At 57.3% G+C, this 22,542-nt stretch carries 11 protein-coding genes; 1 reads left to right on the top strand and 10 read right to left on the bottom strand.

Translation table 11 applies throughout. The annotated features are described in order from the left end of the window. The first annotated feature begins 356 nt into the window (after nt 1–356). Nucleotides 357–1,724, top strand: a complete 1,368-nt coding sequence (locus tag HDF08_RS14875; RefSeq protein ID WP_179639405.1) for a nucleotide sugar dehydrogenase — start codon at nt 357–359, stop codon at nt 1,722–1,724. Nucleotides 1,725–1,862: 138 nt separating this feature from the next. Here the strand turns inward: HDF08_RS14875 and HDF08_RS14870 are convergent, their stop codons facing one another. The 10 genes from HDF08_RS14870 to HDF08_RS14825 all read right to left on the bottom strand — a co-directional run bounded on the left by HDF08_RS14870 (nt 1,863) and on the right by HDF08_RS14825 (nt 22,384). Further along, nucleotides 1,863–8,228 (bottom strand): beta strand repeat-containing protein, encoded by a 6,366-nt coding sequence (locus tag HDF08_RS14870; RefSeq protein ID WP_179639404.1) that lies wholly within the window; start codon nt 8,226–8,228, stop codon nt 1,863–1,865. Nucleotides 8,229–9,127: 899 nt separating this feature from the next. Beyond that, nucleotides 9,128–10,906: a hypothetical protein gene (locus HDF08_RS14865; protein ID WP_179639403.1), complete on the bottom strand. Its 1,779-nt coding sequence runs from the start codon at nt 10,904–10,906 to the stop codon at nt 9,128–9,130. A 152-nt stretch (nt 10,907–11,058) separates the two neighbouring features. Then, nucleotides 11,059–14,037, bottom strand: a complete 2,979-nt coding sequence (locus HDF08_RS14860) for a putative Ig domain-containing protein (protein WP_179639402.1) — start codon at nt 14,035–14,037, stop codon at nt 11,059–11,061. 566 nt (nt 14,038–14,603) lie between these two features. Next, nucleotides 14,604–15,809, bottom strand: a complete 1,206-nt coding sequence (locus HDF08_RS14855) for a glycosyltransferase family 4 protein (RefSeq protein ID WP_179639401.1) — start codon at nt 15,807–15,809, stop codon at nt 14,604–14,606. Then, the gene (pelF, locus tag HDF08_RS14850; RefSeq protein ID WP_179639400.1) at nt 15,806–16,972 is read right to left on the bottom strand and encodes a GT4 family glycosyltransferase PelF; all 1,167 of its coding nucleotides are present in this window, start codon (nt 16,970–16,972) and stop codon (nt 15,806–15,808) included. The genes HDF08_RS14855 and pelF overlap by 4 nt, the downstream gene beginning before the upstream one ends. After that, nucleotides 16,947–17,741 (bottom strand): polysaccharide deacetylase family protein, encoded by a 795-nt coding sequence (locus HDF08_RS14845; protein WP_179639399.1) that lies wholly within the window; start codon nt 17,739–17,741, stop codon nt 16,947–16,949. The genes pelF and HDF08_RS14845 overlap by 26 nt, the downstream gene beginning before the upstream one ends. A 170-nt stretch (nt 17,742–17,911) precedes the next feature. Then, on the bottom strand, nt 17,912–18,160 hold the full coding sequence (locus HDF08_RS14840; protein ID WP_179639398.1) for an acyl carrier protein: 249 nt from the start codon (nt 18,158–18,160) through the stop codon (nt 17,912–17,914). Continuing rightward, entirely contained in the window at nt 18,126–20,075 is a 1,950-nt protein-coding gene (locus HDF08_RS14835; RefSeq protein ID WP_179639397.1) for an HAD-IIIC family phosphatase, read from the bottom strand. The genes HDF08_RS14840 and HDF08_RS14835 overlap by 35 nt, the downstream gene beginning before the upstream one ends. Continuing rightward, nucleotides 20,065–20,436: a serine O-acetyltransferase gene (locus HDF08_RS14830; RefSeq protein ID WP_179639396.1), complete on the bottom strand. Its 372-nt coding sequence runs from the start codon at nt 20,434–20,436 to the stop codon at nt 20,065–20,067. The genes HDF08_RS14835 and HDF08_RS14830 overlap by 11 nt, the downstream gene beginning before the upstream one ends. 418 nt (nt 20,437–20,854) lie before the next feature. Continuing rightward, complete coding sequence (locus tag HDF08_RS14825) at nt 20,855–22,384, bottom strand: lipopolysaccharide biosynthesis protein (protein WP_179639395.1); 1,530 nt, start codon at nt 22,382–22,384, stop codon at nt 20,855–20,857. Nucleotides 22,385–22,542 lie beyond the last annotated feature (158 nt).

Below are 22,542 nucleotides of genomic sequence, written 5' to 3'. Positions count from 1 at the left end.
TTGCAAAGATGTTTGTGACGTGATGCCACCCTTATTATCAGGGTTTGCAGGGCGAAAGCTAGTGTTGCCGACAGAGGAGCAGTTTGATTTAAGTTTGAGGAGCGGAAAGAGGCAAGTCAATGCGACTTTCGTGCGACGCGGACGACCGAAGAGGGCTGATCGATAGACGTCAGGATAAAGTAAAAAACAATCAGACGGATTCTGGCTATTCGGGGAATATCGTCCTGCATTGTTCCACGCGGTTTGCATGCGAAGTGTGAAGGTGATTGAGAAGGCGAATAATTTACTGGAAATGGGATGTTTTGATTGAGTTTCAAAATGATGAAGTGCGGAAGGTGGATGCGATAATCGAGACTATGTTGACACAAAGCCAAGTTATTTTGCCGAAGATTGCGCAGGAGCGCATGACGCGTCTGGAGAACCGTACCGCGAAGATCGGGGTGATCGGGCTCGGATATGTCGGGTTGCCACTGTCTCTGCTGTTGTCGGAGGCGGGTTTCAAGGTGACGGGATTTGATATTGATACTAAAAAAGTTACAGATCTAGAAGCGGGCAGGTCGTATATCTTTCGAATTCCCGCGGAAGAGATCCAGAGCGCGCGGAAGCAGGGCTTCCAGGCAACTGCGGACTTTGCCGGGCTCTCGGAGATGGACGCCATCATTATGTGCGTGCCGACGCCCTTGACCGAACATCGCGAGCCGGACCTGAGCTACGTGGAGAATACGGCGAAGGCCGCGGCTCCGTGGATGCAGGAGGGCCAGCTGGTGGTGCTGGAGAGCACGACGTATCCGGGGACGACGGAGGATCTGATGATCCCGATCCTCGAGGCAGAGAACCGCAATGGACTGAAGGTGCAGAGCAAGGGTACGGTGGCCGAACAAGGTGTCTTCTATGTGGCGTTCTCGCCGGAGCGTGAAGATCCGGGCAATACGACCGTGGCGCGGCACAATATTCCGAAGGTGGTGGGCGGCCATGAGGAGATTGCGACCGAGCTGGCGGCGGTGATGTACGAGGGTATCTTTACGCGGTCGGTGAGGGTGTCTTCGACGCGCGCGGCTGAGATGACGAAGCTGCTCGAGAACATTTATCGCTGCGTGAATATTGCTCTGGTCAATGAGCTGAAGGTGCTGGCGCTGAAGATGGGGATGGATATCTGGGAGGTGATCGACGCTGCGGCGACGAAGCCATTCGGGTTTCATCCGTTTTATCCCGGGCCGGGCCTGGGGGGACACTGCATTCCGATCGATCCGTTTTATCTGAGTTGGAAGGCGAAGGAGTATGACTTCAATACGCGCTTCATTGAGCTGGCTGGCGAGGTAAATGAGGCTATGCCTGCGCATGTGGTGCAGTATGTTGCGAAGGGGCTGAACCAGAATAAGAAGGCTGTGAACGGGGCGCGCATCCTGATGTTGGGGATGGCTTACAAGAAGGACATTGATGACCTGCGCGAGTCGCCGTCGCTGACCGTGATCGAGTTGCTGCGGGAGCAGGGCGCCGAGGTGCAGTACAACGATCCCTACTTCCCGACCGTGGGCAGAGGGCGGCACTACAACCTGAATATGACCTGCACGCCGCTCGATGATCTGGGGCAGTACGACTGCGTTCTGATCATGACTGACCATACGGACTACGACTACAAGGACATTGTGAACAAGTCGAAGCTGGTGGTGGATTCGCGGAATGCAACGAAGGGGATCAAGTCGGACAAGATCGTTCGTTGCTAGTAAGGTCTTGCTCGGCAATGCAGTGGTTCCGCTTTCCTGAGTGGCCCCCTTCGGATAGCTCGCTATCGGTGGGTTTATAGAGCGCAAAAGAGCCGGCCGCGTGTGATTGCGCGGCCGGCTGTGTGTTTATGGTTTTGTTTATGGTTCCATGGCTCCGATGGCTGGCGGGTTGGCTCTGGTGGCTCCGTTGTAGTCGGTGGTGATTCCTGAGATTGCGATTCCAGAGTTGATGGCCGCGCTGGAGGAGGTGAGGTGGGGGTCGAAGTGGTTGACGTCTGTCTCACTCGCAAAAGCAGGGTCCCCACAGGTGTAGATCTTCTCGTATCCCGCGGTGACGGAGTTGTCCGGGCAGCCCGTGTTCATCGTGCTCCAGAGATTGTGGTCGATCGCCGATCCGGAGTTGGCGAAGACATTTCCGGCGCCGAGGTAGATGCCGGAAGCGAGCCTGTTACCGTTTCCGGCATCGGGATAGCCCTTGTTGATGTTGTTTCTGAAGATGAACCTGGCTCCGTCGGCCACGCAGTTGGGAGCCTGAACGGCACATTCGAGGTCGAACATGGTGGTACCGTAGCCAACCGAGGTGTTATTCTCCAGCGTGATAACAGTTCCACCATTCATTTGGAACGCCCATTCGTTGCCGGCGGCGCGGCAGGTGTCAGCGCTGTCGAGAGCCCAGCCCGACGGGTTGAGGGGGAAGTTCGAGGCCGTGGCGAGCACTCGGCAGTTGCTGATGGAGACGTTGTTGATGGCAGAAGACGCAGCTCCGGCACCGAGCTTGAAGGTTTGACCGCCGTTGCCCTCCGACCAGGAGTCCGAGATGTGGATCGCCGGCGAGGTGGTCACGTCGTCGGAGAGGTGGAGCGAATCGAATCCGTCCTGGGTATTCCAGCGGAAGAAGCTGTGGTCCACGTTCAAGGTCATGTTGCCAGCCGCCACCTGCACAAAGCCGTCGCCGTAGCCTCCGTCTACCTGTCCGTAGCAGTAGTTGAATTTGTTCTGGGTATCGGGCTTGGTCATGTCGTACGGCTTGACGGCCATGCAGCCATTCCAGTCGACGATCACATGAGACAGGTTCATGGTCCCGACGGATTCGCAGTCATTGGCGGCTGAGCCATCGCAAGCTCCACCATCTCCATTCCAACCCGCTTGTCCGTTGCCGATCACGTATACGTCGCTCGCGGTAAAGACATCGCTGCTGGATTTGTTGAGATGGCTGCCAAGGATGCCGCTGCCAGAGACCCCAACTACAGCAAAGTCGGTGAGTGTGAAGTTGGACGGTCCCTGCGCGGTTAGGTACTGCAGGACAAGACCGCCGAAGCGCACTGCGTTAGGCACATTATTACCGCAATTGCCCGGTGCGCCGGTGCCCCCTGCCGTGGTGCAGGTGTCAGGCTGGGTCACTTCAATACAGGAGACATCAACATAATTACTGCCCTGTACGTCCAGCACCCAGTAGGCATTATCAATACCGCTCAACACGGTGGGATTGACTAAGTGAGTGTGTGCGGAGTCGTGGCAGTTGCCTGCGTTCTGACCGAGAATCCGGGTGTGTTGCCCGGCTGTGCCCGAGGGGGGAACAGGCAGGACGCATTCGAATCCCTGACTCTGGTTTGCATTCGGCTGAGGGCAGATTACGCTCAGTTGCGAATGCCAGTCGGTTCCTATTCCCGCATTCTGCTCGCCCATGTAATAGGTGTCGGACGTGCCACTGGTGTTCACAAACTGGATCGTGTCGCCGCCAGCAAAGCTGGTCCAGGCTCCCGACGAGTTCATCATCTGGTACGGGTGATTGAAGGCGCACGCCTGACCGCTGCCAGAACCTGGATAGGCTGCGTTGGTCTTGCCGGTGCACTGCGTGTTCGTGCCACCATCCGGGCGGATGTACCAGGTGGTCCCCGGACCAGGAGGTGGCTGCGCTGCGCTCAACGTGATCGAGACGGTGACCGACTTGGTCTGGACGGGAGTGCCGTTGTCGCTTACGGTTGCAGTGAAACTGGAGGTGCCGGTCACCGAGGGAGTACCGGAGATCACGCCGGTGGTTGCGGCCAGGGTGAGTCCAGCGGGCAGGCTGCCAGTGCTGATCGACCACGTGTAGGCAGGGGTGCCTCCGCTCGCCTGTAAAGTGCTCGAATAGGCTGTGCTTTCGGTGCCTGAAGGCAGAGTTGAGGTGGTAATTGTAAGTGGAGTTGCAGTGACCGCGAGTGAGATGGTGGCGGATGCGGTCTTGGCTGGGCTCTGGCTGTCGGTGACGGTGACGGAGATGGAGAAGTTGCCGGTGGCGGTCGGGGTTCCGGCGATGACTCCGTTGCTGCCGAGTGCCAGACCAGCGGGTAGGCCGGTGACCGACCAGGTGTAGGGAGCGGTTCCGCCGGTTGCGCTGAGAGTGGTGGTGTAGGGCTGGGTGGAGGTTGCTCCTGCGAAGGTGGTGGAGGTGATCGAGAGTGGGGCGATGGCGGCGGTGACCGCGAGTGAGATGGTGGCGGACGCGGTCTTTGCTGGACTTTGGCTGTCGGTAACGGTAACGGAGATGGAGAAGTTGCCAGTGGCGGTGGGGGTTCCGGCGATGACGCCGTTGCTGCCGAGTGTGAGACCAGCGGGTAGGCCGGTGACGGACCAGGTATAGGGAGCGGTTCCGCCGGTAGCACTGAGAGTGGTGGTGTAGGGCTGGGTGGAGGTTGCTCCTGCAAAGGTGGTGGAGGTGATCGAGAGAGGGGCGATGGCGGCGGTGACCGCGAGTGAGATGGTGGCGGACGCGGTCTTTGCTGGACTTTGGCTGTCGGTAACGGTAACGGAGATGGAGAAGTTGCCAGTGGCGGCGGGGGTTCCGGCGATGACTCCGTTGCTGCCGAGTGCCAGACCAGCGGGTAGGCCGGTGACGGACCAGGTGTAGGGAGCGGTTCCGCCGGTAGCACTGAGAGTGGTGGTGTACGGCTGGGTGGAGGTCGCTCCTGCGAAGGTGGTTGTGGTGATGGCGAGAGGGGCGATGGCTGCGGTGACCGCGAGCGGGATGGTGGCGGATGCGGTCTTGGCTGGGCTCTGGCTGTCGGTGACGGTGACGGAGATGGGGAAGCTGCCAGTGGCGGTGGGGGTTCCGGCGATGACTCCGTTGCTTCCGAGAGTGAGACCAGCGGGTAGGCCGGTGACGGACCAGGTATAGGGAGCGGTTCCGCCGGTTGCGCTGAGAGTGGTGGTGTACGGCTGGGTGGAGGTCGCTCCTGCGAAGGTGGTTGTGGTGATGGCGAGAGGGGCGATGGCTGCGGTGACCGAGAGCGGGATGGTGGCGGATGCGGTCTTGGCTGGGCTTTGGCTATCGGTGACGGTGACGGAGATGGAGAAGTTGCCAGTGGCGGTGGGGGTTCCCGCGATGACTCCGTTGCTGCCGAGGGTGAGACCAGCGGGTAAGCCGGTGACGGACCAGGTGTAGGGAGCGGTTCCGCCGGTGGCGCTGAGGGTGGCGCTATAGGGCTGGGTGGAGGTTGCTCCTGCAAAGGTGGTGGTGGTGATGGCGAGAGGTGCAATGGGTGCGACCACGGAGAGGCTGATGGTTGCCTTTGCGGTGAGTGTGGGCGAGCCAGCGTCGGTGATGGCGATGGCTATGGGGAAGCTGCCGGTGGCCGTGGGAGTTCCGGCGATGACACCGTTGCCTCCTAGGGTGAGGCCTGCAGGCAGGCCGGTAACGGACCAGGTGTAGGGAGCTGTTCCGCCGGTTGCACTGAGAGTGGTGGTGTAGGGCTGGGTGGAGGTTGCTCCTGCGAAGGTGGTGGAGGTGATGGAGAGCGGCGCGATGGCTGCGGCGACGGAGAGGCTGATGGTTGCCTTTGTGGTGAGTGTGGGCGAGCCAGCGTCGGTGACTGCGAGTGTAATGGGGAAATTGCCGCTGACCGTCGGGGTTCCTGAGAGAATGCCGTTTGTGGCGAGAGAGACTCCGGCGGGAAGCCCAGCGCCGGACCAGGTGTAGGGAGGTGTTCCTCCAGTCGCATTTAGTGAGGCACTGTAGGGTTGGTTGGCCGTCGCGCTCGCAAAGGCGCTGGAGGTAATGCTGAGCGGTTGGATGGCTGCGGCGACCGAGAGGGTCAGGGTTGCCTTCGTGGTGAGGGTTGGGGATCCGGCGTCGGTGACCGTGAAGGTGATGGGGAAGCTGCCGGTCGCGGTGGGAGTTCCTGCAACGATTCCGTTGCTGGCGAAAGAGAGCCCGGCAGGGAGGCCGGCCGCGGACCAGGTGTAGGGAGCAGTTCCTCCGGAGGCGTTGAGGGATGCGGTGTAGGGTTGGCTGGAGGTTGCGCTCGCGATTGCAGTAGAGGTGATCGTGAGGGGCTGGATTGGCGCGGTGACCGAAAGACTAAACGTAGCTTTTGCTGTCACGGCAGGCGCGCTGGAGTCAGTGACGTTTACCGTGATGGGAAAATTACCAGTCGCGGTTGGGGTTCCGGAGAGGATGCCGTTGCTGGCGAGAGAGAGTCCAGCGGGCAGCCCGGCGGCGGACCAGATGTAGGGAGCAGTTCCTCCAGATGCGTTGAGGGAGGCGCTGTAGGGTTGGTTGGCCGTCGCGCCTGCAAATGGAGTGGAGGAGATTGTAAGGGGTTGGATGGCCGCGGTGACGGAGATGCTGAGCGTAGTCTTGGCGGTCAGGGCGGGAGAACCGGCATCGGTGACAGTAAAGGTGATGGGGAAGCTGCCGGTAGCGGTCGGGGTTCCGGAGAGGATCCCGTTGCTTCGAAGACTGAGTCCAGCAGGGAGCGCAGTGGAGGACCAGGTGTAAGGGGCTGTGCCTCCGGAGGCGTCGAGGGAGGCGCTGTAGGGTTTGTTGGAGGTGGCGCTCGCAACGGAGGTGGAGGTAATGATGAGGGGTTGGATGTCCGCAGTGACGGAGATGCTGAGCGTTGCCTTCGCGGTTAGGGCAGGTGTCCCGGCGTCGGTGACAGTGAAGGTGACGGGGAAGCTGCCGGTAACGGTGGGGGTTCCGGAGAGGATGCCGTCGCTGGCGAAGATGAGTCCAGCAGGAAGCGCACTGGCGGACCAGGTGTAGGGAGCTGTTCCACCAGAGGCGTTGAGCGAGGCGCTATATGGTTGGTTGGAGGTGGCTCCTGCAAGGGTAACGGAGGTGACGTTAAGGGGCAGGATTGCTGCGGCGACTGACAGACTGAACGAAGTCTTGGCGCTGAGAGAGGGTGAACCTGCGTCGGTGACCGTGACAGTGATGGTGAAGACGCCGGTCGCTGTCGGGGTTCCCGAGAGGATACCGTTGTTGGTGAGAGCGAGTCCAGCAGGAAGAGCGCCGGCGGACCAGATGTAGGGAGCAGTTCCTCCTGATGCATCGAGCGAGGCGCTATAAGGTTTGCTGGAGGTGGCCGGTGCAAGGGAAGTCGAGGTAATGATAAGCGGCTGGATTGTCTCGACGATCGATAGAGTGAACGAAGCTTTTGTGGTCAGGGTTGGTGAACCGGCGTCGGTGACCGTGACTGTGATTGGAAAGTTGCCGGAGGCTGTTGGCGTTCCAGAGATGGTGCCGTTGTTTGTCAGAGTGAGTCCAGCGGGTAGGGCGCTGGTGGACCAGGTGTAAGGTGCTGTCCCTCCGTGTACCTGCAGTGACGCGGAATAGGGAGAGTTCGTCTGGGCGGCCGGCAGACTGACGATGGTAATTGTCAGAGGCGACGGGGTTACCGCGAGTATTGCAGTGACTGAGGCGGTCAAGGCTGGGCTGCTTGAATCTGCAACGGTAAAGGTTACAGTAGTGCTTCCACTTGAAGTCGGATCTCCAGAGATGGCGCCGTTGCTTGCGAGGCTAAGTCCTGCAGGCAACGCGCTCGAGGACCATGTGTACGGCGCGGTACCTCCACTTACCTGCAGCGAACCTGAATAGATCGACCCAACTGCACCAGCGGGGAGCGAAGGCGTGATCTGCAGAGGCGTGGGACTAACGGGTGGGGCTGCAGCAGCGGGTATATTCAAGCCAAATTGCATCGCTGCGGTTTGTGCGGGGGAACCGGAGTCAGTGACCGTGATTGCAAATGAAAAACTTCCGCTCGCGGTGGGTACGCCGGAGATAACTCCGGTCGAGGATAGGCTGAGTCCCGAAGGCAACTGCCCTCCTGTGACACTCCAGGTATATGCGGGTGTGCCTCCATTTGCGGTCAGCGCCACGCTATAAAGAGTGCCGAGGGCGGCCTGGGGTAAAGAGGTCGTAGAGAGCGTCAGGGTCGAAGCGGATGCACCGGTCGCAGGTGTCGTGATGACTACGGGTACTGACGATGAAGAAGCTTTTGTAACAGTGTTCTGTACCTGCAATTCCACCGTGGAAGGTGTTGCGACGATGTTGCTTGCAAGTGGGCTTGAGAGGGTATTCGAGTCGATGACCGAGGTGGAGAGTGCGCTGCCATTCCAGAGGATGACACTCTCGCTTGTGAAATGGCTTCCTGAGACCTTGATGGTCAGGTTCTTTGAACCCGCAGCGATGGTTTGGGGGACGACCTGGCTGATACTTGGCGCAACGTTTACCGGGACCAAGCCGGCTCCACAGCCGAGACAAAAGTGAAGGAGCGCGAAGCTTGCGGTCGCTGCAGTAGCCCTAAAAAGTTTCACCAAAATCGCACCTCGAGTTACATCAAGACTTATCGACACTGGAGCGGCTTAGCGTTGTAAAAAATTGCTCAAAGCCGTCGCATCAACTGAAAACTACAGTGAGAAAGTGGTTACTACAGCTCCCCGATAGGGGATGCGGGAGTGCCACTTCCGTGTGATTAAGGCAAAATTCTCTCGGCTTAAGGCGCAAAAAACGCCTTTGCAGAGAGAGGAACAAAGAGACAAGTGAAGCAGAGGTTCTAATTTGGTCGAAGACGAAAACCAAAGTAATGCGAGACAAGTATCGAGGTACAACCTCCCTCGGCGACATACCACGGAAGTAGTAGGGGAAGGAGTAAGAGCTGACGACGAAGTGTCTTTTTTTCGGACACTCTTGCCAGGAAAGGAGGTTTGTTCCCGGAGAGGTTACTTATATCCCCGAAGAATCACGGCTTTAGAGCAGACAGCGTAGGAGTGTTCCGCAGAGGCATACGGGCTCTCAACGTCTGCGAGTTGAAACAAGCTCGCATAAGTTTGTCGGAGAATTTGGTGTTTAGCTGTAGTTCGGATTGAGAAAGGATGGGGTGGTCAATGATCTAGAGTGCGTTCTTCAGCTTTTCTGCAGCTTCGGCTCAATGGCGGGGAAGAAGAGAAGCTTTTGTGATTAGGTGGGATGCGAAGGCCTGGAGTAGGGAGCAGTTAGTCGCAAGGCAGGTGTTGGTATGGTGCAGAGAACACTGATCTACAGAGGGAGAAGGGACCCAGTTGTGCTAACTCTTCATGCCTATAACCCCACGAACCGCAGGGTCACTCTTCTTAAATCTGATGAGACGTCCCAGCCCTAGTTAGACTTTGGTTGCTCGGTCACGCAGGTATCGCCACGCCTGCCATGCGCCGGTCACCAGCACTGCTGCACCCAGGGACTCGATCAAGGTAGAAGCATGCAAGGCTGCATGAGGTTCCGATGCGGGCGGTAACGAACTCTTGTCTACGGCTTTGATGGGTAAAACATCCCCGTAACCAAACGGATGCCATGTTTCATCTTTCAGGTGCGGGTTGCTGCAGCTACCACCTGTCTCATGCAGCTCGGTGGCGGGGCATTTCCAATCGCCTTTTGGATGGTAGGTGACATTGTTGTTAAAGCTGGCACCTGGATTGGTCAACATCTTCAGGTCGGTTTCGCCGTAGATCGGCGACGGGTAGTGTCCTTCAGAGTTGTGAAAGCCGACAAAGATGTTGTCGTCATATTTGAGTGCATGTCTGGGCGATGGGCGATCTCCCTCATATTCAACTTCCAAAGCAACGTGGTTGTTGGAGTAGATAACGTTGTGTTGGAAGATCGCAGGCCGGTCTTCGATTGTTTTGATGAGGATCGCGGTATCGCCGGCGCGGCAGAAGAGGCTGAGGTTAGCGTTGTACGCCGGCGGCGTGCCTGGGATCGGGTGGGACATAGCGTCGCAGTTTCCGACGACGTAGTTGCCGGTCAATGTCGTCAGCGAGCCACCTGCTTTAATCTGCTGTCCCATGTTGCTGAAGGCGAGGCTATCTGTAACGGTCATGCTGGAGCCGGCGCCGCCGATGTGGAGTGCGTCCAAACCGTCCTGGGTGTTATAGCTGGTGGTTCCCTTATCGAAGTGTACTTGCCATCCGGGAGGGTCACTGTCTTTTGTGGCCGTTCCGAAGCCGTCGCCGTATCCGCCATGGTCCTGATCGGTGCAGTCCCCATAGGGCAGAGGATGCACGATCGGATACTTTTCGGCGCAACCGTTCCAGCTGATGTCGTAGTGTTGCACCAGCAGGCTACCCTTGCCGGTGGTTCCGTCGTCGGCGTCCCAACCAGAACTGGCATTGCCCTGGATATCGATGTAGTCCATGACGACGCCGTCTCCGGTTGGGCCAGCGATTCCTGAAACAGCGAGGCCGTGAAGATGAAGATCGGTAAGCGTGAGGTTTGTCGTCTTATTGTTGAGTCGAATTCCAACCTGGGCGAAGTCCTGGCCTGAACCGCACCCGACCTTCTGCGCAGCTTTGCCGCAGGCGGAGAAGTCCGTAATGTCCAGACAAGCCACATCCACATACGATGTGCCGGAGAGATTAAGCACGTTGAGGGCTGCCCATCCGCCGTGAAGCTGTGTCTTAGCCGAAGCGCTTCGACATGAAGCATAGTTTTCGCCGAGGATCCGAGTGTGCTGCGCGGCAGTGCCCGATGGTGGCGGAGGAGCCCCGGAGCCGTAGGGGTCTCCCGTGAGGCCCCAGCACGGGTTCTTATCACAAGAATATGTGGGATGATCCCACCCGACCCTGTAGGAGACGCCGGTGCCGATCGAACCACGGATGATGACGGTATCGCCTCCCGCGATGACCCATCCCCAGCCTGGAGATTTCGTGCCATTGGAGTAGCTGCCATCCTGCCACAGCATACGAACATCCTTGAACGCGCAGTGTTGATTTTTTCCGCCAGAGGGTGCGGCGTCGGCTTTGCCATCGCATTGACCGTTAGAGACGTTGGAGGAGTATCGAGTTCCTCCATCCGGCCGCACATACCAGGTTGTTCCATAAAGCGGCAGGCATGCCCATCCGACGATCAGTACGCAAAGCGTCTTGAGACAAATGCGAACGTTCATAAGCTCTGGTCTCCGAGGGACTCTATGAGTTTTGCGAGCCTAGTATAGACGGTCGTGATTGGAGGTTGTTTGGGGATGGGAGAGAGGAAGAGCGCAAAAAAAGCCGGCCGCGTAGAGTTGCGCGGCCGGCTGGGTTGGGGTTGTGGTTTTGTTTATTTTTCCATAGCGCCGATGGCTGGCGGGTTGGCTCTGGTAACTCCGTTGAAGTCGACGGTGATTCCTGAGATGGCGATACCGGAGTTGATGGCGGGGCTGGAGGAGTTGAGGTTGGGGTTGATGGCGTTGATGTTGGACTCACCGCCCAGATTGGGATCGCCGCAGGTGTATATCTTCTCGTATCCCGCGGTGACGGAGTTGTCGGGGCATCCTGTATTCATCGTGTTCCAGAGGTTGTGGTCGATCTCCGATCCGGAGTTGGCGAAGACATTTCCGGTGCCGAGGTAGATGCCGGAAGCAAGCCTGTTACCGTTTCCGGGATCGGGATAGCCCTTGCTGATGTTGTTTCTGAAGATGAACTTGGCTCCGTTGGCCGCGCAGTTGGGAGCCTTAGCAGCACATTCGAGGTCGTACATGGTGTTGCCGTAGCCGACCGAGGTGTTGTTCTCGAGTGTGATGACGGTGCCGTTGTCCAACTGGAAGGCCCATTGGTCGCCGGCGGCGCGGCAGGTGTCAGCGCTGTCGAGAGCCCAGCCCGAGGGGTTGAGGGGGAAGTTCGAGGCCGTGGCGAGCACGCGGCAGTTGCCGATGGAGACGTTGTTGATGGCAGAAGAGGCTGCTCCGGCGCCAAGTTTGAAGGTTTGACCGCCGTTGCCCTCCGACCAGGAGTCCGAGATGTGGATCGAAGGCGAGGTGGTCACGTCGTCGGAGAGGTGGAGCGAATCGAATCCGTCCTGGGTATTCCAGCGGAAGTAACTGTGGTCCACGTTCAAGGTCATGTCACCGGCGGCGATCTGAACGAAGCCGTCGCCGTAGCCTCCGTCTACCTGTCCGTAGCAGTAGTTGAATTTGTTCTGGGTATCGGGCTTGGTCATGTCGTACGGCTTGACGGCCATGCAGCCATTCCAGTCGACGATCACATGAGACAGGTTCATGGTTCCAACGGATTCGCAGTCATTGGCGGCTGAGCCGTCGCAGCCTCCGCCGTCTCCATTCCAGCCCGCTTGTCCGTTGCCGATCACGTAGACGTCGGTTGCGGAGAATACATCGCTGCTGGATTTGTTGAGATGGCTGCCGAGGATGCCGCTGCCTGCCACACCGACCACGGCGACATCTTGAAGGGTCAGGTTCGACGGACCTTGATCGGTCCCGTAGTTGAGGACGAGGCCGCCGAAGCGCACCGCGTTAGGCACGTTATTACCGCAGTTGCCCGGTGAGCCAGCGCCGCCCGCCGTGGTGCAGGTGTCGGGCTGGGTGATCTCGATGCAGGAGATATCCACGTAGTTGGTTGCGCGGGTATCGAGCACCCAGTAGGCGTTGTCGATGCCGCTGAGCACGGTGGGATTGACTAAGTGAGTGTGCGCGGAGTCGTGGCAGCTGCCGGCATTCTGGCCGAGAATCCGGGTGTGTTGCCCGGCAGTGCCGGAGGGAGGAGCAGGCAGGACGCATTCGAATCCCTGGCTGTCGTTTGCATTCGGCTGAGGGCAGATAACGTTCAGCTGCGAATGCCAGTCGGTTCCTATTCCCGCATTCTGCTCGCCCATGTAATACGTGTGCGCCGCAGAGCTGGAGTCGGCAAACTGGATCGTGTCGCCCCCGGCAAAGCTGGTCCAGGCTCCCGACGAGTTCATCATCTGGTAGGGGTGATTGAAGGCGCACGCTTGACCGCTGCCAGAACCTGGATAGGCTGCGTTCGTCTTGCCCGTGCACTGGGTGTTCGTGCCACCATCCGCCCGGATGTACCACGTCGTCCCAGGGCCACCCGACTGCGGTGCTCCGGTTGTAATGGCGATGGAGGTGCTGGCGGACTTGGTCTGGTCCGGGTTGCTGCTGTCTTTGACTGTGGCTGTGAAGGTGGAGGTTCCGGTAACCGAGGGCGTTCCGGAGATCGTGCCGGTGGTTGCTGCGAGGGTGAGGCCCGCGGGCAGTTTGCCGGAGGTTATCGACCACGTGTAGGCAGGTGAGCCGCCGCTGGCCTTCAACTGCGAGGCATAGGCTGAGCCATCGGTGCCGGCAGCGAGCGTCGCCGATGTGATGGTGAGCGCAGCCTTACTGGCTGCTGAGACGGCCATTGAAATGGATGCGGATTTAGTGAGACTGGGACTCGAAGAATCCTTGACCGCGAAGGTGATGGGGAATGTCCCGGTAGCCGTTGGTGTGCCGGAGAGGGTGCCTGTGGTTGCGAGAGCAACTCCGGCAGGAAGCTTACCGGAGCTGATGGACCAGGTATAGGACGGTTTGCCTCCAGCTGCTTGCATGGAAGCCGAGTACTTGGTCCCCGTCGTGCCGGCGGGGAGGGCCGTGGTGGTAATAGAGAGCGGCGACGGAGTGGAACTTGTTGTTCCTACAACGATCGAAAGGGCGGAGGACTTGGTGAGGGCGGGGTACGAGGAATCCGTGACGGTAAAGCCTACGGAGTACGTCCCGGTGACGGAGGGTGTGCCGCTAAGGATTCCTGTCGAAGCAAACGTCAAGCCGGTGGGGAGTTTGCCAGAGCTGAGGGACCACTTGTAGGTCGGGGACCCTCCGGTTGCGGTCAAGGCCGCTGAGTACTTGGTCGACTTCTTGCTGGCAGGAAGCGAGGTCGTTGTAATAGAGAGAGCCGGGGCGACGACTACGACTGTTACTTTGAGAGTCTTGGTTTGAGCTGGGGAGGAAGAATCTGTCAGCGTGAAGGAGAGCGGGTACGTGCCGCCGGCAGTTGGCGTGCCAAATAACTGGCCCCCGCCTTCCCCGAGAGTGAAGCCTGGGACGTGCTTGCCGGGCACAGCTCTCCAGTGGTAAGGCAACGTGCCCCCGGTAGCTTTGAGCGTCGTGGTGTAGGCCTCACCGAGGGTCGCTTTTGGGACCGAGGTGGTGGTGATGGTTAGCGTGGTAGCGGCGCTTGCTGTCTGTGACGGGGAGAGCGAATCCAGACCGAAGAAGAGAAGCGCGAGGGAGAGGACGGCTACGAGGGTTTTGAAGATTTTTCGCAAAATAAGCTCCGTACAAAGAGGAATTGGTTAGTCAAATCGTGCTGCCCAGAGCCGAAAGTAAATCGGGGCCTGGACATCCGGATGAATATTTTGTTTTGAAATGGTTACTACAGTTACCCTCTAACGGAAACCGGGGCCCACTTCGTCTATCGCGAGGCAAAGTTCCTCATCTGCATGTCCAGCTTGGTTTGCATGCAGTGAGTTCGCAAATGACACAAAAAGGCAGAGCTTGGGGGGACTAAGAATTAATTACCAAAGTAACCTACCAAGTCAGTAAAGAATATATCAGGCCGGTACTGCTATCCCACATTCGTTGCACAGACGTTTGAGGCTCGACGAGGCATACGTCATGAGGTTCGTGGCGTGTCTTGGAGCCAACGAAGCAGGTCCATCGCGATGCTTGCTAGTAGGGAACAGAGAGGATACGAATTGAGTCGCTCTATATCGAATTGGTCTTGCCCGCCTGAGAAAGATTGCTCTTGAGAGAGCGATCTCCTAACTCATCAGAACCGGCAGAGAGAAAGAGCGACGACTTACAACGACGAACGCTTCAAAAAGGGAATTACTCATTTTTTATACCATAGCTCAGGAGGCTGGACGAATTTGTAACAGTCAATTGTTTTGTCCGCGATGGAAAGCCAGGACTCCTCGCCAAAGTTCATCTTTCGCACATTTTCTGCAAGTCGTTCTCTTAGAAGCGCATCGCCCAGAAGCTGAGTGATCGCGTCGGCCAGCTCGGCTGGTTTTTGGGGATCAAAAAAAAATGCAGTCTCGCGATCTGTGAGTAACTCACGAAAGACAGGGAGGTCGCTGGCGATGATGGTTTTGCCCAACGCCAGTCCAGTCGCGAGCGCACCGCTGGTTGTAATCGCGCGATAGGGATAGACCACGATGTCTGCCGCTCGGTAGAGAGCTACGAGCTCTTCCGTGGAGATGAAGCGTGGGTGAAGCTGGACACGTTGCAGCTTCAGGTTGCGAATCTGCTCGCGAATCTGGCCGATCAGCTCTGCCGGTCCTGTGCCTACAATCAGCAGTCGAGCGTCTTCAACGGATGTTTCCACGCTCTGCCAGGCCTCGAGCAGAAGATCGATTCCTTTGTAGGGGGAGAGGATGCCCTGCCATAGCACGAGCAATGTTCGCGGATCGAGCTCGAAGCTTTGCAGGGTTTGTTCGGCGGTTGCAGCAAGGTCGTAAAAGAATGGGCCGTGAGGAATGACCGTGACCTTTTCTTCCTTCGCTGCGAACTCAATCGCGAGTCTCTCTCGAATGCTTTCGGAGTGACAGATGATGCGGTCGACCATTTGATACAGATCGAGGAAGGTTTGCCTGTGGCTCTCGCCCGTGTTGTGGGGGAGTAGATCGTGAACGGTTAGCACGATCTTCGAGCCGCGTCGCTGGCAGAGGCGGACGAACCATAGATCGAGCGGCAGGGGCCCGGCCACCATCGGAAGAAACTGCACGTGAACGATGTCGGGTGGGGAGACGAGGAAGCGCAATGACAGCGCAGCGAGATTGAGGAGAGATTCCAGGAGCTTCAGGACTCTGCGCGGGAGCCGTGGCATTTGGAAGTTGCCGACGACGTTTATAAATCCCGAATCGAGCTTGATACCTCGATTTGAGAAACAACCTGGGTCGAGATAGTAGGAGATGGAACCGACGGTTAGGTTGACTCGCTTCTTCAGCAGCGCCTGTGAGAGATACGCCGTATAGTAGGGCACGGTGGCCAAGAGATCCATCATGAAGACGGTTGGTCTCTGCTTATCTTCGCTCACTTGGTCTTTCCTTGTGAGACGGCGGAGGAGATTGAGCCGGTGGCTGCGTGTTGCTTCTTCGTCATGATTGCTTGTTCGTAGATGTGGAGATAGTCCGCTGTCATTCGCTCGGCGGAGAACTCCGCTTCAATGAGTTTTTTTGCTGCTGCTCCGAACTGCTGTCGCTGCGTGGAATTAGTGAGTAGTTTTACGATCTCGGATGCTAGCGTCTCGGCGTCTTCCGCAGAAACGAGAACTCCCGTACGGCCATTGAGAACGATGGTTGGCACCGCGCCTACTGCGGTTGCAACTATGGGCAGGCTGCTTGCCATGCCCTCGAGGATCGCAATGGGCAGACCTTCTTGGCGAGAGGCGGAGACCATGATGTCGAGCGAGGCATAGATGGAAGGCATATCATCGCGGCGTCCGAGCATTAAAACATTCTCGCGAATCTTCAGCTCATCAATAAGTAACTCAAGTTGTTCGCGATCCGGTCCGTCGCCGACTACGACGAACTTCGTGGCTGGGAGTTTTATCAGGACCTGCGCGGCAGCTCGAAGAAAGATGTCGACTCCCTTTTCCGTGGCTAACCTGCCGATGAGTCCGACGATAGCGGAATGATCTTGGGATGAGATGTTGCGCAACGCCGGAGCGGCATCGTCAAAAGGACGCAAGTCAATGCCGTTCCGAACGATGTGGATCTTCTCTTCGCGAACGCCAGCCTTCAAGAGCCGTTTTCTTACCTCCTCCGAGACTGCGACTACTGCCGCGTAGCTTCGCAGCACCATTCGATCGACCATTCCGTAGAAAGAGAGCATGAGATCGTTGTCGTACCAGGTATGGCAGGTCGAGACGAGTGGAATACTTGATCTGCGCAAGGCGAAGTAGCAGTAAAGGTCGGCTTTATAGCCGTGGGCGTGGACGATATCCGCATCGGTGCGAACAGCAAGCTCTCGAATGCTCGAGGATACGGTGCGGTCGATCTGTCCGGCGCAAGAGATCAGATGCGATTCGACGCCTTGTGCGGTCGCAACTACGTGAAGCTGTAGATTCGGATTGGCGGAGTTCGAAAAAACGCCGAGGATGCTTGCGTGCGAGCTTTCATTCAGACTGCGCGACATGTTCAGGATTACGGCCTCTGCGCCGTACATTCCGCCGCTACTGATGATGTGCAGGATCTTCATAGTTTGCAGCGTCTCTCACGTCGGTAGACGGCTCCTGTCGGTTGAGAAGAGCCCAGAGTTTTTCGTAAAGGTGGTCGCCAAGTAGAGTTTTTGCGGTGGCTTTGATCTGATGTTGCCGTTGGAGACCGGACAGAACGCCGCTCTCGGGTTGGAATAGCTTCGCGATCCACTCCAGCGTCATGTCGCCACGAACGTTGAGCCTGCCCACGGTGGATCGTGCAGGTTGGGGCTCTGCTTTCGGGACCGACGTGAAGACCTGGGTATAACCGGCTTGTCGACAGGCAGAGAGGACTCGTTGGTTCGAACGGCCACCGGGCAGAGACATCGTGGTGATTGAAGTTCCCAGCTTGTCTTCGAGGGTGAGTCGAGCTTCGAGCAGTTCTTTTTGCAACTGTGACTGATCGCAATGAGTGAGCAGGGTGTGAGACCATCCATGTGCTCCGATTTGTTGGCCATCTTCATGCAGTGCGCGCAACTCTGGCCAGCCCATGTAGCCAGGTTTTTGGCCTGTCCAGCCTGTGGTGATGAAGAACCATGCCTTCAGGGCACGCGATTGCAGGATCGGCAGTGCGTACTCGAAGTTTGAGATGTGTCCGTCGTCGAAGGTGATCTCCGGATAGAAACCAGGTGCTTTCTCGACTTTTCTTAACTTGAAGAAAAGATCGATGTGTTTCTCGAACTGATCGGTTTCGACGACGTAAGAGTAATCGCTCCGGCTGGGCCGTAGTTCGTGATAGAGAAGGTAGAGTCTGTCTGGCGGCTGGGTCACCGGGTTCGTCTCGATTCAACGAGCAATGATTTTGTCTCAAACAGATTGGAGAAGCTTGGCTGAATCATACAGAGGTTGTATCCGATCGGAGCTTGAACGACTTCAAGGAGTGGACGGGTGCGCGCTAATCTCCTGCACATGGCGAAGTTTGGCTCTGAGATCCTCAACGTTCAAAGTGTCGCTCCCTTAGCGATTAGCTCCGCCTGGATGAGCGAGACAGTGGTCAGCTCCGCGATACGGGCGGGATCGAACTGAACGCTGTACTCGCCTTCGATGGCGAGGATCGCCTGCAGATGGCGAAAGGAGTCCCAGGTGTCGATGGTACCGACACCAAGCTCAGGCGTGACCTCTTCGGGCGAGATTTCGAGAACATCGGCGAGAATGTCACGAAGCGATGGCGGCACTTGCTGAGAACTCATTCGATTCATTTCCTTCCAGTGTTAGCCACTTGGGACTTTCGGGAGCCGCGGTGGCCAGGTCAAGTTGATAAAAGATGGAATCAGTAGAGGCGTCGCATGATGTTGCCTGCTGAAGAAAACCGTGGTCAAGATAGAAGTCGGCACAGGGGGCGTTTTTCTTGGTCGGAATGAACTCGCCCACCAGACTCTGGGCTCCTGCTCGTGTGGCGTTCGCTCCGAGATGGGCCAACAAAGCGGTTTCGATGCCACGGCCGATCACTCGGCACGATAACAGCAGGGAATCGATCGAACAAGTAGTCCCCTCTGTGCGCGCAAGAGCGAGGCCGACTACGCCGGCATCACCGAAACGGTCGCGCACGCGAACTGCGATTGCCTGACCACCTGCTGCGGAGGCGAACTCTTCCACCTCTGCTGCCGAGCGGCGGCGGGTGGTGAGATTGAATTGGTTTGTTTTGGCGAGGAGCTGGACCGAACGCGCTAGGGGCGCGTCCAAAGCGCTGAGGAAGGTGCAAACGATCTTCAGGGAGGCGAGAAATTCGTCGCGATTGCCTGCGCTGCTGGCTAACTCTGCTCGTTGGGCCTGCGCTTTGTAATCGTTCAAGCGATTGAGGTCGTCGTCTGTCACCAAGGCTGCGTCGAAGAACGGCTGTGCGGACAGAACCTCGACCAGCTTCCAGGGCTCTTCTACGGGGGCCGCGATGACGGCTACCTCAGGAAGCTGCTGGCGGATGGCTTCGCACTCCACAGGGTTGTCGTCGACGAAGACAAAGGAATCAAGGCCAAGAGAGAGCTCTTCGGCAAGTTCACGAATCGAGGCAGTTTTTTCATTCCAGCCTATCTTTGTTGCAACGAAGTCGTCGAGGGTGAGTCCGAGGTCGGCGGCGCGGATCTGGAAAGCCTCGCGAACATCTCCGTCGTTGTTCTTAGAGACGAGGGCCAGGAGAATGCCGCGAGACGACAGCTGCTTGAGATATCTCTGATACTCAAGGTAGCAGTTGCCCGGGAAGGCTGTTCCTGTGGCGATTCCTTCGGGGCCTTCTTCTCCGAGGACTCCGCCCCACAAGGTGTTGTCGAGGTCCGTACAAAGGACCTTTCGCGGAGCACGGAAGAGTGGCGAGAACGAACGAACGAGGCCGCGCGCATAGGCTCCGAAAGATGCCGAAGACAAAGGGAGTCGCGAAGCTAAAAACATTCGCACGTCGCGCCAGTTAGAGCGGCCATGACGTGCAGCAAGATGATCGACATCGAAGAAGACGCAGTCGGAGATGGTGCGACAGACCGCAGCGAGTCTCTGGTTTAACTGGTAGACGGCGTTGGTCAGGCTGTGGGGGAGATTCGCTTCACCGACATCGCCGAGCGAGGTGTGGTCCGGGACGACACAACCCTGGAAGAGAATCCGACCGGAGTTGATGGAGCGGAAGCTTCTTAGCAAGTTTGTTACGCGAGCAACGGATTCTTCGATCTCCGCTTCGACCGCGTCTCCGATGCCATCCGCGCACAGGGCTGGAAGCCGGCCAGCGATGTCTTCGAGATCGAGAAGAACGAAGACGAGGTCGGGGTTGAACTTGGCGAGGGCGCTCTGCGGATTGAGCAGTTCATCAACGTAAGACCCGTAGCCGCCTACGTCGAGGTCGAGCACGTAGTTCGAAAGCACCGCTTCGGTCTTCAGAAAGGGAATGATCGGTTCGATTGTGACGGAACGGACGATGTAAGTCTTAAGCCGTTTGGCACGCAGCTGGCTGGTGAGGGCTTCGGCTATCCCCGTAAGCGCTGAGGCGCAGAACATAACATCCGCCGGCTTGTTAGAGCAAGCAAGAAGACTTCGTACGTGAGTGACAGCGGTTCCCGCATCTTCCACGGCCGTGGCCTGTTTGATACGGTTGCGGAGATTCTGCCGATCGCTATCATTTAGCATCTATCGTCTCCGCTACTGGCAGGGCAGGGGATTCGACAGCCTTAGGGGCTCGCATGACGATGCGACCGGGTACGCCCATGACTGTCGCCCCATCGGGGATATTGCTCATGACGAGCGTATTGGCGGCAATCTTGACGCCATTGCCTATCTTGATCTTTCCGATTACCGTTGCGCCTGTACCAACGAAAACACCGTCGCCGAGGATAGGTGCACCCTTGCGACCCATCGCAGAGGCGCCGATAGTCACGCGATGGCCGATGTTGCAGTTACTTCCAATGATCGCCTGTGGGTTGATGTGAACGCCGCCGATGTGGCCGATGTATAGGCCGCCACCAATTATCGCGTGCGGATCAATCGACATTTCCATGACTACTTCGCAGAACATAGAAGCGAAAAAGTACACGGCCTTCAAGGGAAGGCGAATCAGGATAAAAGGCTTCGCAGAGTATAACCAATGACCCAATCGATAGGTTGCGACTGCCCAGACCGCCGGGTTCACCCAAAGACGTCTTCCGCTTAGGCCATCGGATCGATATCGTGCAATATCTTCGGAGAAGTTGGACATTTGAGGGCTCTTAGGCGCACTAAAAGTAGCTCGAATCACTCCAGCCATCGTAGCAGTCCTGTAACGATCGATTGGATAATTTTATCATTCCACCCGGGCACAAAATTATTCTGGTCAACGTTCGAACCGTAGGAGAGAACGATCCCTTCTGTTCGATCAGAGGATGCAAATTCTAGAGCGACGGGTGCCATGCAGTCCCCCATTCTGATCGCTTTCAGACCGTGCCCTGAAGCACGGGGCGCCGTGATGCCTGCCATCTTTTGAATGCGCTGAACACCTGCTTGTGGAAGATGGCAAGCACAGCAAGAAGATATATAGGCAAAGTCATCAAGACCTCAGCAAAAAAAGCCACGAGAGAGTGGGGATGTACACGGCGGTCCACTAGCAGGGATACAACTGCGAATGGGATGGAACACAACACGACCTTCCCCCACCCTTCCCAAAGGTAAGTTCCAGGCGAAACGCCGAATTCTTTCTTTACGAATCGTGGCCAGAAGATCAGGTGAATGACGGCCATCGAGATCGATGTGCCCCAAGCCACTCCATAAAGCCCGATCGTTTTCACCAGCACAAGGCTCAGGCTTAGATTGAAGACGGCTTCAATTGCTGACCACTTCGCGACTAACCTGTGTTTATCGACTCCGAATGCTATCTGCGACGCGGTCGAGTTGCCGATGGTGAAGAACTGGCTGATCATCAGGATCTGAAGAATCGTGCCAGAGATCTCGCTGAATTGCGGTCCCATCCAAAGGCCGATAAATGTTTTACCACGCAAGGCCAAGGTGAGCCCGATGGGCATCATGAGTCCAAGCATGGCCTGGGTTCCACGAGTCAGTAGTTTCTTCAGGCTATCCGAGTTGCCGCTTGCATCGAGACCGCTTGCGATGGGGATAAAGGTGGTCCCCATCGCAGTGGATATCTGCCCCGAATACATTGCCAGACTTCCAGCAATGGAATAAAAGGCGACGATGCTAACATTGAGAAAAGCCGCGACCACGATGTTGTCCGTATAAAAGATGACGTGCACGGCGATGATGATGATGAATGTCTTGAAGCTGTAGGACCAGATGCTCTTGAGGGTTTTCATATCGGGCCGGAAGACAAAAATCCGGCACGGCGGGTACAGTCTCAGCGCAAACACGAACTCTGAGATCGCAGACAAAAAAACGATTATGAATTCCCAGACGGCCAAGACTACGAGACCGTGACCACTGCGGAGAATAAGGATGACTCCGACAGCTCTTACCAGAGTCTGGGTCATAGTGATCGAGCTCAGAACATCGAAGCGATTGATCGCCCGGAGTACTCCGCCGTAGACGCCCGCGACCAACGTAGAGGCGACTCCTAAAGCACAGAGCAGAACCGTAATTTGTGCCGGGCGCACTAAGTCATGAGGGATTTTGAATATCGCGCCAAACCAGACACTCAACGCGATACTGATGATCACCATCACGGCAGCGATCAAGCCGCGAAACCAGAGGGTGGCGGCGATTGCCTTCTGCGCTGCCTGGGTATCGCCCTCGGTCGCGCTTTTTGAAACAAAGCGAGTAATCGCGCTCCGCAAACCCAGGTCCAGCATATTGAGATACCCGGCTGTCGAGACAGCTAGAATCCAGATGCCGTAGATCGTTGCGCCGAGATGACGGACAACGAAGGGAGCCAGGAAGAAGGGAACGACCATGCCGACTGCCATGGCGACCCAGTTCGTTACGACGTTGATTGCGAATCGCTTTTTGCTGGACATTGAACTCGAAGTAAACTTACTGGAAATCGCGCAAGGGTGATCTGTCTATTGGAAACGTTGTCGACCCGATCTGTACCCGATCATGGTCCTTTACTACGTCTCATGTCTGACTACGGGCGGTAGGGCTCGGTATCAGTTTAGTCGAGAGAATTGGATTT

This window comes from Tunturiibacter empetritectus (assembly GCF_013410875.1).
Classification (GTDB): Bacteria; Acidobacteriota; Terriglobia; order Terriglobales; family Acidobacteriaceae; genus Edaphobacter; species Edaphobacter empetritectus.
This window is presented reverse-complemented; position numbering and strand designations above follow the sequence as displayed.

Coding starts and splice junctions, on each gene's coding strand:
- HDF08_RS14875 (WP_179639405.1), top strand. CDS start 357: ATGTTGACACAAAGCCAAGTTATTTTGCCGAAGATTGCGCAGGAGCGC.
- HDF08_RS14865 (WP_179639403.1), bottom strand. CDS start 10,906: ATGAACGTTCGCATTTGTCTCAAGACGCTTTGCGTACTGATCGTCGGA.
- pelF (WP_179639400.1), bottom strand. CDS start 16,972: ATGAAGATCCTGCACATCATCAGTAGCGGCGGAATGTACGGCGCAGAG.
- HDF08_RS14840 (WP_179639398.1), bottom strand. CDS start 18,160: ATGAGTTCTCAGCAAGTGCCGCCATCGCTTCGTGACATTCTCGCCGAT.
- HDF08_RS14835 (WP_179639397.1), bottom strand. CDS start 20,075: ATGCTAAATGATAGCGATCGGCAGAATCTCCGCAACCGTATCAAACAG.
- HDF08_RS14830 (WP_179639396.1), bottom strand. CDS start 20,436: ATGTCGATTGATCCGCACGCGATAATTGGTGGCGGCCTATACATCGGC.
- HDF08_RS14825 (WP_179639395.1), bottom strand. CDS start 22,384: ATGTCCAGCAAAAAGCGATTCGCAATCAACGTCGTAACGAACTGGGTC.